Annotated in this window: 9 protein-coding genes; 1 reads left to right on the top strand and 8 read right to left on the bottom strand. The window is 62.1% G+C overall.

The window, feature by feature from the left end; genetic code table 11:
* Positions 1 to 36 precede the first annotated feature (36 nt).
* The 3 genes from RA302_RS09145 to RA302_RS09135 form a co-directional block, all read right to left on the bottom strand.
* On the bottom strand, positions 37 to 1401 hold the full coding sequence (locus RA302_RS09145) for a PQQ-binding-like beta-propeller repeat protein (RefSeq protein ID WP_338480281.1): 1365 nt from the start codon (positions 1399 to 1401) through the stop codon (positions 37 to 39).
* On the bottom strand, positions 1398 to 2789 hold the full coding sequence (locus tag RA302_RS09140; RefSeq protein WP_256064617.1) for a hypothetical protein: 1392 nt from the start codon (positions 2787 to 2789) through the stop codon (positions 1398 to 1400). The genes RA302_RS09145 and RA302_RS09140 overlap by 4 nt, the downstream gene beginning before the upstream one ends.
* Before the next feature lie 183 nt (positions 2790 to 2972).
* Complete coding sequence (locus RA302_RS09135; protein ID WP_070387076.1) at positions 2973 to 5219, bottom strand: MMPL family transporter; 2247 nt, start codon at positions 5217 to 5219, stop codon at positions 2973 to 2975.
* 224 nt (positions 5220 to 5443) lie between these two features.
* On the opposite strand from RA302_RS09135, the gene RA302_RS09130 reads away from it, so the two are divergent.
* Positions 5444 to 6892: a hypothetical protein gene (locus RA302_RS09130; RefSeq protein WP_338480278.1), complete on the top strand. Its 1449-nt coding sequence runs from the start codon at positions 5444 to 5446 to the stop codon at positions 6890 to 6892.
* A gap of 54 nt (positions 6893 to 6946) precedes the next feature.
* Here RA302_RS09130 and RA302_RS09125 read toward each other — a convergent pair whose 3' ends face one another.
* From RA302_RS09125 to RA302_RS09105, 5 genes are all read right to left on the bottom strand, one after another.
* Positions 6947 to 8059, bottom strand: coding sequence for an NDMA-dependent alcohol dehydrogenase (locus RA302_RS09125; protein ID WP_019744235.1), 1113 nt, complete (start codon positions 8057 to 8059; stop codon positions 6947 to 6949).
* Positions 8060 to 8107: 48 nt separating this feature from the next.
* Positions 8108 to 9607 (bottom strand): aldehyde dehydrogenase family protein, encoded by a 1500-nt coding sequence (locus RA302_RS09120; protein WP_019744236.1) that lies wholly within the window; start codon positions 9605 to 9607, stop codon positions 8108 to 8110.
* Positions 9608 to 9715: 108 nt separating this feature from the next.
* Entirely contained in the window at positions 9716 to 11383 is a 1668-nt protein-coding gene (locus tag RA302_RS09115; RefSeq protein ID WP_338480277.1) for a helix-turn-helix domain-containing protein, read from the bottom strand.
* Positions 11384 to 11387: 4 nt separating this feature from the next.
* Positions 11388 to 13025, bottom strand: a complete 1638-nt coding sequence (locus RA302_RS09110) for an AMP-binding protein (RefSeq protein WP_283384639.1) — start codon at positions 13023 to 13025, stop codon at positions 11388 to 11390.
* Between the two features lie 207 nt (positions 13026 to 13232).
* Complete coding sequence (locus RA302_RS09105; RefSeq protein WP_020906868.1) at positions 13233 to 14510, bottom strand: MFS transporter; 1278 nt, start codon at positions 14508 to 14510, stop codon at positions 13233 to 13235.
* Positions 14511 to 14775 lie beyond the last annotated feature (265 nt).

The raw sequence follows: 14775 nt of genomic DNA, 5'->3' as shown, positions 1-14775 counted from the left end.
TTTCGCTGATCACCGAAGATTCGCAGGCCCCGAATTTCACGACAGTTTCAACGCCGTGATGCGGTCTTCACTGGAACGCAACAGCACCTTGTCCCCCGCCCACAGCTCCCGCGGCATCGCCCAGGGGGTGAACTCGTCGTCCCCGTCCTGGTCCACCCGAACCTCCCAACTCCGTTGGCCCGTACGGACGTCCGTTCCGTAGACGTTTCCCTCGTCGATAACGACATCGCCGTGCCAGACAACCTCCCCGGCGCGCTCGGCGTTCGATCGCCACAGGACCTCACCGGTGAAGAGGTCCACGAACTGGACCTCGGGCTCGGAACCGGAACGGGTCACGGCAACCACGTCGCCGATCACCGCCAACGACTGTGCGGTGTCGAAGAGTTCACTGTTCGACCACAATTTCTCGCCGGAAGTCCGGTCGAAACCGCTGTGTCCCAGAATGATCGGAGTCGATCTTCCCGCGGGATCATCTCGGCTGTATCGCCCGCCGTAGTACGAGGACTCCGAGGGCAGTTCGTCCGTCCTGGCGAACTCGCGCCCGTTCTGATCGAGCGCGTACTCACTTGTCGGACGGCCATCGCCTTCGCAACCGCCATCCGACACCAATGTCACGCCGTCCGACGATGTATGCGCGGTCGAACAGGTGGAGTAACCGTGTACCCACCGCTGTTCGCCCGTCTTCAGATCGAATCCCAGAGACTCGTCGAGAGCGATCACACCCAGATCGCCGTGCACCGACATCACCGGATCGACGTATCCGGCTTCCCACGATCCACCGACGTCGAACGCTTTGGACCAGTTCGCTTCCGGATCGTCGACGGTTCCGCTGTGCACGCGAACGTCGTTGCTCTCGATATCACCCTCGAGCGCGAGGACCGTGTCACCCGAGACAACCGCGATGATCGGTGCCCACGGCGTCTTGATGTCTCGACGCTCTCCTGTCTCGATATCGAAAAGTGAGTACGAACCACCGGATACGTACGGCCCGGAGAAACACAGCACCGAACTGCCGAGCAAAGTCTCGGAGCAACCACCGATGTCGACCGCCGACGTGCGCCAACGGACCGCGCCGTCCTCAGCGTCCAATCCGACCAATTCCGCGTCGTCCAACGAATACGCCTGGCGGTCCGGCATGCCGACCATCGTGACCACGAGTGATCCGGCGTCGATGAATCCGCCCATGTCCATGTTGAATTCGGTTCCAACAAGTGGGCTCCGAAATATCGCGAACTCGCGCCCGAGAATCTCGGAGGCCTCGACGCTCCATGGCGGCGACGAGATCGCTGTCGGTCCGGAACTCATCGACGTGACCACCGTGGCGATGGCGGCGGGGACCGTGACTACGGCTACGGCGGCTGCGATCCGAAGGCGGGCCTTGGGCGAATACCTGGCGGTCATCGAATCTCCAGCCCGTCGATCGTCGCGAGAAACTCCAACTGCTCGAACGTCATCGGCACGTTCGGTGCCTCTGCCGAAGAGCTCACCGTTACTTGCGTCCCACCGGGGTGGGTAACTACTACAGACCTGTGGACATTCTCCCAGCGACTCTCATCACGTTCGATCACGGACCCGTCCTCGGCGGTCACCATCGAGAGCGGGTGTCCGTCGTAAGAAGGGTCGTACTTGTTCGGAGGCGTAGGAAGCGGCTGCCCACTGGTAATCGAGATACTCAGACGCGACTCGTTGCCGCCCGACCGTGCAACGACATCCTGGCACGCAGTGGTGGTGTCGTTTTCGGCCAGAACCAGATCACCCAGCTGGCTGCCGAGGTCAGGCGCTTCTGACGGTGCTGCGCGCCAACCCGATCGGAGCGCTTCACCGAGCGCGTCGACGATTCCTCGATCCAGTTCCCGCCCTGATGACTCGTCCGTCCAACCGCCGCAATCAATCTGAAGCGGAGCAGTGCCTGGTGGAACAGGCGCGGTGATTCGCAACTGTGGCATTTCGACAAGGGTTACAAGTTCGTCGAGCGTCAGTGGCACCGCGCCGGAACTCTCGGCGTCCGGACCTCCGTCGTTGTTCGTGTCGTTGACATACGCCTGAATACGGGTCCCGTCGACTCCGTACAACATTGCCGACCGATTAAGGGTGCGTACACCATTGGTTTCGCTCCACGTATCCTGCAGATCCACCACAGACTGGTCGGCCAGCACCCGACGTTCGACGAGCGACCCCGCAACACACGATGGGATCGGATCAGAACTCGAGTGCAGCATCAGGCTGAGCGCGCCGATCTTCCCGTCCCGAATCAGCGTCCCGGACGCAGTGGTGGACGCCAACTCCTCGAGCGAGAATCCCTCGGGCAGCCCATCTGTGTTCGAAGGTGCAGAGATCGGCCCGAACTGCAGCGAATTACCCGGGCTGGCGAACTTCAGCTCGACATCTTTCGGGAGCGCCTGCTTGACCGCTTCCGACATCGCGGCTGCCTTGGCGCTCGAGAACCACGGAAAGCGTGGATCGTCGTACGTGTCAGATCCGTCCAGAATATAGGAGAAGAACGAATCCTCTTCTGGCGCTGCGACGCTTTCACAACCCGGAATCGTTGTCGGGTACACCGCGCTCGGCGTAACGTACGAGAATTCAGGCACGTCCTCCGCCGAAATCTCGTCCGGTGTGGACGTTATGGTGACCGACGATGACGCAGCTACCGAGATGTCATCGGACGGCGAGCTGCTCCACCGATCCACCAGCCCGGCAACCACTGTCCCACCGGCGATCAGGGAGACGACCGTCAGCGCGAAGGTCCACTTCTCGGCCCGCTTCGAATCGGTTTGCTCCTTCGACACGTACCCTCGCAGTCACCGTCACGGCTCGCTCCCGATGCGCGTCGCCTCTGGAAGTCCTGTCGCGATCACAGCGATTTCTGTTACCAACCGGATGGTTTCCTATCGCGCGAGCGCCGCATGAAGACAGAAGAACGGGGTGCCAGTTGCTGTGCAACCGGCACCCCGTCCTGACGACCTGAGTGCTTAAACCCTCACCGGCACCTGATTCGGGTCTGGATCGGAATCCGGATCCTGCTCGATCGGAATCCGCCGAATCGCTTCACCCTCGATGTCGACGTTCGGCAGGATCTTGTCGAGCCACGCGGGCAACTTCCACGCCGAATCACCGAGGATCGACATGACCGCAGGGATCACGATCATGCGGATGATGAAGGCGTCGAAGAAGACTGCCGCCGCGAGACCGAAGCCCATCATCTTGCTTGTCGTCTCCGAGGACAGCATGAATGCGCCGAACACGGAGATCATGATGATGGCCGCCGACGCGACCACGCGAGCACCATGGGTGTAGCCGGAGATGATCGCGTCCTTGGCCGACAATCCGTGCACGTATTCCTCGCGCATTCGCGTCACGAGGAACACTTGATAGTCCATCGCCAACCCGAAGACCACACCGATCATGAAGATCGGCAGGAACGAGATGATGGGTTGTGTGTGCTCGATCAGCCCGAAGTCGCCCAACTGGAAAATGGCCACCGTGGCGCCGAAGGTCGCACAGACGGAAAAGAGGAATCCGAGAGTTGCGGTCAGCGGCACCAAGATCGAACGGAAGACGACCATCATGATGATGAACGCCAGCCCCACAACCACGATGAGATACGGGATGAGCGCGGAACTGAGCTTCGACGACATGTCTGCAACGATCGCGGTTTGACCCGCTACACCGAGTTCTGCGCCTTCCGACTTCACCGTCGATCCGTAGTCCCGGATCTGATTCATCAGCTCGTGGGTTTCGGGGCCGCTCGGAGACATCTGCGGGGTGACCGCGATGAGCGCAGAGTTTGCGCCCGCCATCGGGTTTGCCGCGTCCGGTCCGTTTCCGACCCACATCAACTGATCCGGCGTTGCGACGTTGTCGAGGCCCTTGATGTGCGCGACAGTGCCTTCGGCAATCGCAGTGATGTCGGTACCGTCGGGCGCGTCGAGCACGACGAACAATTCACCGTTGACGCCTTCACCGAATCCTCGTTGCAGGAGGGCCAGTGCCGGTCGCTCTTCGTCTTGAGTGAACGAGAGTCCGAGTTCGAGCTTCGTCATCGGAATAGCCGCGATCACCAGGAGGACCAGAGCAGCACCCGCGATCGGCCACGGGTACTTGGTGACTATCTTGGCCCAGCGATGTCCGTTGGATTCCATCGTCTCGGGCTCGTCACCGTGGCGAAGCCCGGGAATACGAGGCGAGAACGCAAAGCGGCCGAAGATACCCAGAACGGCTGGGATCAACGTGATTGCGCCGAGTACGGCGATGATGACGGCAACCGCCGCCGAGATTCCCATCTGCGTGATCATCGGGACCCCGACCACCGCCAGGGCTGCCAGCGCGACCACCACTGTCAGGCCCGCGAATACGACCGACGAACCTGCTGTACCTACTGCGCGTCCGGCAGCAGCTTCCCTGGTTCCGCCCAGATTGAGCTCACTGCGGTAGCGCGAGACGATGAACAACGCATAGTCGATCGAGACTGCGATGCCGATCATCGTGACGATTCCCGTGACACCTTCGTTGATGTCGAAGAAGCCCGAGCCGAGTGTGACCGTCAGAGTGGCCAGCGCAATTCCAAGAATTGCAGTGAACAACGGGATGAACGCCGCGATGAGTGCGCCGAACGCCACGATCATCACGATGAACGCCACCGCGAAGCCGAGCATCTCCGACAGACCGCCCGCGGCCTGCACCTGCATCATCGAACCGGTGCCTTCGACTTGCAGGCCACCGGTGCGGAATTTTGCCATCAAATCGAGGAACGCCGTCTTGTTCGCCTGCGTCTGATCCTCGATGCGAATCGACTGATTGAGCTGGATCAGCCCGACCTTGCCGTTGTCGCCGAGAACGGCGGACGCCACCGCCGGATTGGCCTCCGCGAGCGTGACCGGATTGACGATCTTCTCGGGATCGACGATGTCCGGCAACGTCTTCGCCTGTGCGATCAACTGGTCGATCTGATCGCTGTGCGCGGCAAGCCCGTCGTCTGCCGCGATGAGAATGCTGGTCGACGCCTGAGTTTGCTGCTCCGCGGCAGCTGCAAAGTTCTCGTTCATCAACTCGGTCGCACGCTGTGAATCCGTGCCCGGAAGATTGAATTCCTTGGAGAACGTCGGATTTGTGGCGCTGATAGCGCCCCCTACCACCGCGATCACGATAATCCACGCGGCCACCACAAGATACTTGTGGCGGAAAGCGAACTTCCCCAACCTGTAAAGATACGTAGCCAACGTAGGCCTCTCTCGCCGTGGACTGGTCTGTCCGAAGAACACGGAGTCTTTCGGTGCCAAGGTCATACGGTACGGACCGATCGGCCCATTGGCACCCGGTATATCTGCGAAAACGGCATATCCGGCGCGCTCTCCGTCTCCTTTTCAGACCGCTCGGTACCGTGGACACGACACGGGCAGGCGCCTCACCAGAGCAGACGTCGCGTAGTACGAAAGGCAATCCCATGAATCACGGCCAGGCCGTCGATCGCGATCTCCTCCTTGCCGGCCAACAGCGACTCGACGCGCTGGGGCCACGATTGACGGGATCGCCTTCCCACCACGCTGTGGTGGAAGAAGTCGCGAACGAACTGACCGAACTGGGCCTCGAAGTCCGGCGTGATTCACACACTTTCGAACGCTGGGATCTACCGGACACATCTGAGGGGCTTCGCATCGAGTTGCCGACGGGACCGATCAAGGTTTCGTCCGCATTCCCCTACTCGGGATTGACCGGGCCTCAGGGAATCTCCGCTCCCCTGGTCTACGTCAGCGCGCGACGCCCCAAATGGTCCGCGGCCAAGGGCGCGATCGCGGTGATCGAGGTCCCGCACGTCGATCTTCCCCGCAAGCTCCTGGTCAGCGAGTGGGGTCCGATCGCCACCGCCGAGACTCTTCGAAATCCGGTTCTCTCCGCAACTCTTCTGGGCCCGAAACTCGACAAGGCCCGCAAGGCCGGAGTGCTCGGCGTGATCGCGGTGTGGCGTGACATCGCTCCGGACAACGCACTGGGACAATATCTTCCGTTCACGCAGCCGTACCACGACATCCCCGCCGTCTGGGTGGCCGGCGACGAGGGCAAGAAGGTTGTCGCTGCAGCTCGTTCCGGTCAGCGGGCGACTCTGGTTCTGGATGCAACTCTGCATCCGGACACCCGGACCGACACGGTGTGGGCGGTATCCCCGGGGACATCACCGGAAGAGACGATTCTGCTCATCACTCACAGCGACGGAACCAACGGCGTCGAGGAGAACGGGCATCTGGGAATGTTGGCCTTGGCGCGGCACGCCGTCGCGCAGCCGCATCGACGGTCGTACGTTTTTGTGCTGACGACTGGCCACCTGCGAATTCCAGCGGTGTCCAAGCACGGACAGGCAACCTCCACCTGGCTCGAAGCGCACCCCGAGATGTGGAAGGGCGAAGCCGGTCAGGCGCGCGCAGTAGCCGGGATCGCGATCGAACACCTCGGCGCGCTGGGTGATACCGAGGACACCTCGACCGGCAGCTATGCGTTGGTGACCACTCCGGAACCGGAACTGCTCTACGCGACGAGCCGAGAAGTACACGACATCGTTGCACCGCTGTGGCGCGACATCGGGGCAGGCGATCGCCGAATCGTGGCGCCAGGACCGGTCATTCATTTCGGCGAGGGTGAACCACTGTTCGAGCGGAAGATCCCGGCAGTCGCCTTGGTGACGGCGCCGCAGTACCTACTAGCTCTGCGCGATGCCGACGCCGCCACGCACGTCGATCTCGACGCGATGGTCAAACAGGTCGAAAGCTTCCGCGATCTGCTCGACGCGTTCGATGCAACCGACACCGCGGCTTTCGGTCCGGTGGTCTCGCGCTCGGTATTCGCGAAGTTCTCAGCACTACTTCAGTTGATGCAGATTTTGTCGAAAGCCAAGAAATAGTGCTGTGCGCCTTTATTAACCGCCCGCGGTTAATAAAGGCGCACAGCAGTTGTCCTACTTGTCGTGAATGATCACGCCACGGATGTTCTTGCCATCACGCAGATCCTGGTAGCCCTGGTTGACGTCTTCGAGGCTGTAGGTGTTGGTGATCAGTTCGTCGAGCTTGAGCTGACCCGCATCGTAGAGACGAAGCAGTCGCACGATGTCGTACTGCGGGTTCATGGATCCGAACAATGTGCCCTTGATCGTCTTCTGGTTCAGCGTCAGATCGGTTCCCGACACGTGCACGGTCAACTTGGCCGGATCGGCGAGACCCGTGATCACCACGGTGCCGCCCTTGCCGATCACTGCTGTCGCTGCACTGACCACGTCCTCGTCGACGGTGCCGACAAGGATGAGCGCCGCGTCGGCGCCCTGTCCCCACGTCAGCTCGTTGACCTTGGCAGCAGCGCTCTCGGCGTCTGCAAAGGCATGGGTTGCACCGAACTTCAGTGCGGTCTCACGCTTGAGAGCAACCGGGTCGACCACCACGACATACTTGCAGCCGGCCGAAACGGCGCCCTGGACGGCATTGATGCCGAGGCCACCGATGCCGTAGATCACCGCGGTGTCGCCGGCGCGAAGGTTACCGGCGTTGACTGCCGTTCCCCATCCCGAAGGCACGCCGCAGCCGACGACCACTGCTGTCTCCAAGGGAAGCCAGTCGTCGATCTTGACCACCGAGTGCTGAGAAATGGTGGCGCGCTCGGAGAACGTTCCGAGCATGCACATTCCGCCGAAATCCATTCCATTGCCGTGGAAACGGAAGGAACCGTCCGTCATCGAACCTTCGAGGATGGTGGCACCCATGTCACAAAGGTTCTGGCGACCGGTCGAGCAGTAGCGACAGGTGCCGCAGTTGGGGATGAAGCTACACACGACGTGGTCGCCCGGCTTGACCTTCGTGACGCCGGGTCCGACCTCTTCGATGATGCCCGAGCCTTCGTGTCCGCCGACAATCGGGTAACGCGGCGGGAGATCACCGTCGGTCAGGTGCAGATCCGAATGGCACAGTCCGGCAGCGGTGTACTTGATCAGTACCTCACCCACCCCCGGGCCGTCGAGGTCGAGTTCCATGATCTCGAAAGGCTTTCCGGGCTCGAGCAGTACAGCAGCTTTGGTCTTCACTGGTGATCTCCTTGATTGTCGGACGAGAGAATGAGCGATGGGGGTCGGTCAGAGGGCGATGTTGACGGCCTTGGTCTGGGTGTAGAGATCGATAGCCGAAGCGCCGAGCTCGCGGCCCCAACCGGACTGCTTGTATCCGCCGAAAGGCATTGCGGTGTCGAAGCCGTTGTACTGGTTGATCCACACCGAGCCAGCCTTGAGACGCTTGGCCGTGCGGTGGGCCTTGGAAATGTCACGGGTCCAGATGCCGGCGGCAAGTCCGTAGATGGAATCGTTTGCGGCAGTGATGGGTCCGTCGTCCGCGTTGAACGGCAGCGCTGCCACGACGGGTCCGAAGATCTCCTCCTGAACGATGGAGAATTCGGGCTTGACGTCGACGAAGACAGTCGGCTCGACGAAGTAGCCCTGATCGCCCCAGCGGTTACCGCCGGTGAGTGCACGTGCGCCGTCGGCGATTCCCTCACGGAGGTAACCGGTGACCTTGTCGAACTGCTCCTGCGAGACCAGCGGTCCGAGCTGGGTGGTGGGATCGAGGCCGGGTCCGATCTTGACCTGGCTCGCTGCGTGCGCGACGGCCTCGGTGAACTTCTCGAAGATGGTGTCCTCGACGTACAGACGGGTACCCGCAACGCAGCACTGACCGTGGTTGAACAGCCAGGCGTTGAGTGAACCCTCCACCGCGGAATCGAAATCCGCGTCGGCGAATACGATGTTGGGGCTCTTGCCACCGAGCTCGAGCGTAACCTTCTTCAGGTTGCCCTTGGCGGCGTCGACGATCTTCTTACCCACCTCGGTGGAACCGGTGAACGCGACCTTGTCCACGTCGTCGTGGCCGGACAGTGCAGCACCTGCATCGCCGAAGCCGGGAACGATGTTGACGACGCCGGGCGGGAAGCCTGCTTCTTCGAAGACCTCCGCGAGAAGCAGTGCGGTGAGCGGGGTCTGCTCAGCGGGCTTGAGGATCACCGTGTTGCCGGCGGCGAGCGCGGGGGCGAGCTTCCACGACGACATCAGCAGCGGGAAGTTCCACGGCACGATCAGTCCACAGACGCCGATTGCCTCACGCAGGGTGTAGGCGTGGAACTCGCCGCCCGGAGAGAAGGGCATCGACACGTTGACGGTGCTGCCTTCGATCTTGGTGGCCCAACCCGCGTAGTAGCGGAAAACGTCTGCAGCCCAAGCCACGTCGACGGCGGTGGCGATGGCAACGGACTTGCCGTTGTCGAGAGCTTCGAGCTGACCGAATTCCTCGGCACGAGCACTGAGAATGTCTCCGACGCGCCAGATCATCCGCTCGCGCTCGTTTGCCTTCATCCGAGACCAGGGGCCGTCCTCGAAAGCCGTTCGGGCGGCGCGTACCGCGCGGTCGATGTCTTCGGCCTGGCCGTGTGCCACGTCTGCGAGCTTCTGTCCGTCAGCCGGGTTGTACGTCGCGAAGGTCTGACCCGAAGCGGCGTCGACGAATTCGCCGCCGATGTAGAGCTTCTTCGGTCCGTTCAGGAAACCCTGTACCGCGGAACTGATGGTGTGTTCGGCTACTGCCGTCATCGGAAACTCCCCTGAAGTAGTGAGGTGCGAATGTGATGCACGCCATACTTCCGCGCTTCCGGGGGTGCTAACTGTCCGAACTTTGTACAACTCAATTCGGACATCAAACTACACAGTGATGTCGAGCGCCCGCATCCGTGTGTAGAGAGTGCTTCGGCTGATTCCGAGTTGCGCCGACGCGTGAACCTTGTTGCCGCCGCAGTCTTTCAACGCTCCGATAATCGCCTGGCGCTCGGCCTTCTCCCGCCCTGCCAACCGCGACACCTTGGCCGTGGTGCGATAGTCCTCGGGCAGATCGACGACGTCGATGCGAGTGCTCGAGCGTTCACCTGAGGCCCGATTCAACACGACGCGCAATTCGGCCAGGTTGCCCGGCCAACTGGCCGCAGCGAGCGCTTCGGCAGCGCTGGCGGTCAACCTCAACTCGGGCGAGATCCCCTCCAACATCGCCTGAGCCAACTCGGCGATCTCGGCTTGTCGTTCTCGCAGCGGGTTGATGGCAATCCTGGAGGCACAACGCGAGATGAGTGACACGATGGCTGGCGGCAAATCCGCGACCGCGCCGCTGGTCAACACAATCCTCGGCCCCTCGGCGCTGGCATCGACCAGGTCTGCAACCAGTGGCAACACCGAATCGGGAAGGAGCTGCACCTGTTCGATCACGACCACGCCCGAACGCTTTCGGGCTGCTCGCACAAGATCGGTGATCCACTGCTCACGGCCGTCGAACGCGATCCGCGTGGCATCGTGCCAACTGGCGTCGACGCTCCCGACCACGTCCGATGCTGCCGAAGTTCGACCGGAACCTGCTTCACCCGAGATGGCAACTGCGGACGACGAGGCCCGCGCTCGCATGAGGTCTCGGCGCAGTCGCTCCCCCGGAGATGGTGCTCGCTCGTGGGTTCTGCGGATGGGTGCCCGTTCCCGCTGGAGTGGTTCGACCAGGAAGAGTGCGCCGCCGTCGGCCCCGGAAATCCGGTCGGCTTGAACTCGCGCCAGCGCACCGGACGCCAATTCGACTGTCACAAGCCTCGATTGATCAGGATTGAGATCGGCGATCAAGGACCGGAGTGATACGTGGTCGGCGGTGTCGAGCAGATCCAAGGCCGTTCGGTTGCTCAGCAGGATGTCGTCGCCGATGGCCGCGACGGCAATGTGGCGCTGATGTGACACTCGCTGGAATGCGTCGACCAGCCGCTGCTCCGACGCTTTGGAGCCTTCGAGCAGTCGTTTTTCGATATCCGCTGCAGCACGCGCAAGGAAGGGCGCGAACAGCGGGTTTGCCTGCGAGACAACGCCGGTCATGTCGAGAATACCCTCGACGCGACGTGTGACAGGATGCAGGATCGGCTGGCCGTAGCAGCTCAATCCCTTGAGGCTGTCGAGGAAATGCTCGTCCCCGTGGATCACCACGCTTCGACCTACCTCGAGCGGCGTACCGAGTGCATTGGTACCGGCGTGCTCTTCACCGAAGCGTGAACCGTTGACGACGCCCAACCGCTCGATCGTCCGCTCGACGCGGCTGTCGGAGTACACCGAAGCGACCACGCGACATTCTCGATCAGCAAGCAGCACACAGAAACCGGTGCCCGCGATCTGTTGCGACACCTCGTCGAGCACGGGCGCGGCGGCCCGGAGCAGACGAGACTCGCCGTCTTGCTCCTCGGTGTCCACGGCGATTGCCGACGACGGATCGAGGCCACTCAGTCGAGAACGCTTCCAGGAGAGCGCGATCTCGGGGCGTACCGGCTCACGCTCCCCTGGGTTCGCGGACATATGCTCAGGCCTGACCGATCAATTCGATCGCCTGTTCTCGCATCGCGATCTTGCGGACCTTGCCCGTGACTGTCATCGGGAACTCGTCCACGACATGGACGTACCGCGGAATCTTGTAATGCGCGAGCTTGCCGGTGCAGAAGGCACGGACCGAATCGGCGTCCAGATCGTCTGCACCTTCGCGCATCTGGACCCACACCATCAATTCCTCGCCGTACTTTGCGTCAGGCACACCGATGACCTGCGCGTCGAGAATGTCGGGATGGGTGTAAAGGAACTCCTCGATCTCACGCGGATATACGTTCTCACCACCGCGGATGACCATGTCCTTGATGCGTCCCGTGATAGCGACGTATCCGGCCTCGTCCATGACTCCGATGTCTCCGGTGTGCATCCACCGGGCAGCGTCGATCGCCTCGGCGGTCTTCTCCGGGTTCTCCCAGTAGCCGAGCATGACCGAGTAACCACGCGTGCACAGTTCGCCCGGCTCGCCGCGCGGCACCGTCAGTCCGGTTGCCGGATCTACGATCTTGATCTCGAGGTGCGGCCCCACCCGACCGACGGTTTCGGTGCGCTGCTCGATCGAATCGTCCGAGCGGGTCTGCAACGACACCGGCGACGTCTCGGTCATGCCATAGCAGATGGACACCTCTGCCATGCCCATGCGATCGATGACCTGCTTCATCACCTCGACCGGGCAGGGCGAACCCGCCATGATGCCGGTGCGAAGGGACGACAGATCGAAGCTGTCGAAGTCCGGCAGCGCCAACTCGGCAATGAACATCGTCGGAACGCCGTAGAGGGACGTGCACTTTTCGGCCTGGACGGCCTCGAGCGAAGCGCGCGGATCGAAGGCGGGGCCCGGAATGACCATGGCAGCACCATGACTGGTGCACGCAAGGTTGCCCATCACCATGCCGAAGCAGTGATAGAACGGCACCGGGATGCACACCCGATCGACCTCGCTGTAGTGGCACAACTCGCCGACGAAGTAGCCGTTGTTGAGAATGTTGTGGTGGCTGAGCGTCGCGCCCTTCGGGAAACCGGTAGTGCCCGAGGTGTATTGGATGTTGATCGCGTCGTCGGCCGACAGCGCGGCTTGGGCAGCTGCGAGCGGAGCCGGATCGCTTGCCTGGGCCGCCAACCCGTCCGCCAGCACGCCGTCCCACTCGGGTGAACCGAGCAGGAGCACCGACGTCAGATCCGGGCACTGCGGCCGCACCGTCTCGATCATCGACGCGTAGTCCGAGGTCTTGAAGCTGGCCGCAGACACCAGCATCGAGATTCCGGCCTGCTCGAGCACGTACTGCAACTCGTGCGAGCGGTAGGCCGGATTGATGTTGACCAGGATCGCGCCGATCTTTGCCGTCGCGTACTGCGTGAACGTCCATTCCGGACAGTTGGGAGCCCAGATCCCCACCCGATCGCCCTTCCCCACACCACGGGAAAGTAGTCCGGCAGCGAGCCCGTTCACCTGCTCGGCGAACTCTCGGTACGTCCATCGTCGACCGCTGGCATGGTCGATCAACGCATCGCGGTCACCGTGTGCGGCAACCGTGCGATCGAGGTTGTCTCCGATGGTGTCGCCCAGCATCGGACCGTCCCATACTCCGGACGTATAGCTGGGCAGCGGCGTACTCATGTGTTCTGTCCTCTCCGGTTACCTGTTCAGGCACCTATGAGAGGGGCCGCCGCAGCGGACCCTCTCATCTACGAATTTACTCGATTCGGTGTGATGCACGACATACTTCCCGGTGCGGGGTGGCCGTAACTGTTCGAAGTCCGGACATCCCACCCGCCTGCTGTGCGCCTTTATTAACCGCCGGCGGTTAATAAAGGCGCACAGTGTTTACAGGGCGTGGTCCTTGGTCTCGACGAGCGCCCAGGTGCAGACCAGACTCACCACGCCGAGGATTGCCAACATGATTCCGATGGCCATACTCCCGTATGCCGAGGCCAGCGGTGCGGCGATCAGCGGCGGCACTGCGCCGCCGAGCACTCCGGCGAGGTTGTAGCCGAGGCCGGCTCCGGTGTAGCGGTAGCGGGTCTGGAACATTTCCGGAAGCAGCGCACCGCAGGGGCCGTACGCGATTCCGAAGATCATCAGCGTGCCGAACATTCCGAGGATGAACGCGATCGGTGTTCCGGTGTCCAGGAGCGGGAACAGAATGAGCGCCCACACCACAGCCAGACCACAAGAGATCATGATGACCTTGCGACGCCCGATGCGGTCCGAGTACAAGGCGGAGACGATGATCGCCGCACCGAAGACGAAGGCGGAAGCGATACCGACCGACAGGACGAACGGGCGGGAGAAGCCGAGGGTCTTGGTTCCGTAGCTCGTGAGGAACGCCGTGCCCATGTAGAAGAACGCGAACAGGCAAGCGAGGGCGCCGGCCGAGAGCAGGATTTCCTTGGTCTGGAACCGCCAGGCATCCAGGAACGGAAGGGTGCGAGGTGCTTCGTTCTTCTGCTCTGCGACGCGCTCTGCCTGCTCCGCCTTGAAGACCGGGGTCTCCTCGATGGCGAGTCGCATGTAGAGGCCGATGCCGACCAACACGATGGAGAACAAGAACGGGATACGCCAGCCGTAGTCGAGGAAGGCTTGGTTGGTATCGCCGAGAACAGCGCCGGTGATGAGGAATGTACTGCTCGAGAGCACGAAGGCGATTGCGGGGCCGAGCTGCGGGAACATCGCATACAGACCACGTTTGCCCGGTGGGGCGTATTCCGCGGTGAGCAGAGTTGCGCCTGCCCATTCACCACCGACCGCGAAGCCTTGGCCGAATCGCAAGAGCACCAGGATGATCGGAGCCGCAACACCGATAGTTGCCGCACCGGGTAGCAAGCCGATCAGGAGCGTCGAGATACCCATGAGCAGGAGCGTCGAGATCAGAGTCTTCTTGCGACCGATGCGATCACCGAAGTGTCCGAACAGCATTGCGCCGACGGGCCGGGCGATGAATGCGACTGCGAAGGTCGCAAACGATGCGACGGTTCCCGCGGTGGCACCGAGCGCGGGGAAGAATACCGTCGGAAAGACAAGTGCCGCAGCAGTTCCGTAGATGAAGAAGTCGTAGAACTCGATGGTCGTGCCGATGCAGCTCGCGATCGCGACGCGCCGCACACTGGTGGTCTGCGGGGGTTGTGTCGCGCCTGCGGCACTCGCGCCCCCGGCGCCGGCGGCGCTGTTGCCGCCTGTGGGAGAGACTGTGGTCACTCGATTCCTCCGTGGTCCCGTGGTGTCGCCCTGTGGGCATCACCGTCGATAGGAGGAAAGGTAGTGATGTGGCTCACCCCCGCACTACCCCCGAAAGGGGGTAGGAGTGATCTCGGTCACGACTTGTATGCAATGGTAACGAGTTTCACGGCTCTTCACATGCCGTGGGCCG

Source organism: Rhodococcus sp. DN22 (assembly GCF_036669995.1).
In the GTDB taxonomy this organism is placed as follows: Bacteria; Actinomycetota; Actinomycetes; order Mycobacteriales; family Mycobacteriaceae; genus Rhodococcus_F; species Rhodococcus_F erythropolis.
The sequence above is the reverse complement of the archived record's forward strand: the minus strand, read 5'-3'. Positions and strand labels throughout refer to the sequence as shown.

Bases quoted from the DNA above. Each gene is read 5' to 3' on its own strand.
- RA302_RS09110 (WP_283384639.1), bottom strand. From the start codon at position 13,025: ATGAGTACGCCGCTGCCCAGCTATACGTCCGGAGTATGGGACGGTCCG.
- RA302_RS09120 (WP_019744236.1), bottom strand. From the start codon at position 9,607: ATGACGGCAGTAGCCGAACACACCATCAGTTCCGCGGTACAGGGTTTC.
- RA302_RS09130 (WP_338480278.1), top strand. From the start codon at position 5,444: ATGAATCACGGCCAGGCCGTCGATCGCGATCTCCTCCTTGCCGGCCAA.
- RA302_RS09145 (WP_338480281.1), bottom strand. From the start codon at position 1,401: ATGACCGCCAGGTATTCGCCCAAGGCCCGCCTTCGGATCGCAGCCGCC.
- RA302_RS09115 (WP_338480277.1), bottom strand. From the start codon at position 11,383: ATGTCCGCGAACCCAGGGGAGCGTGAGCCGGTACGCCCCGAGATCGCG.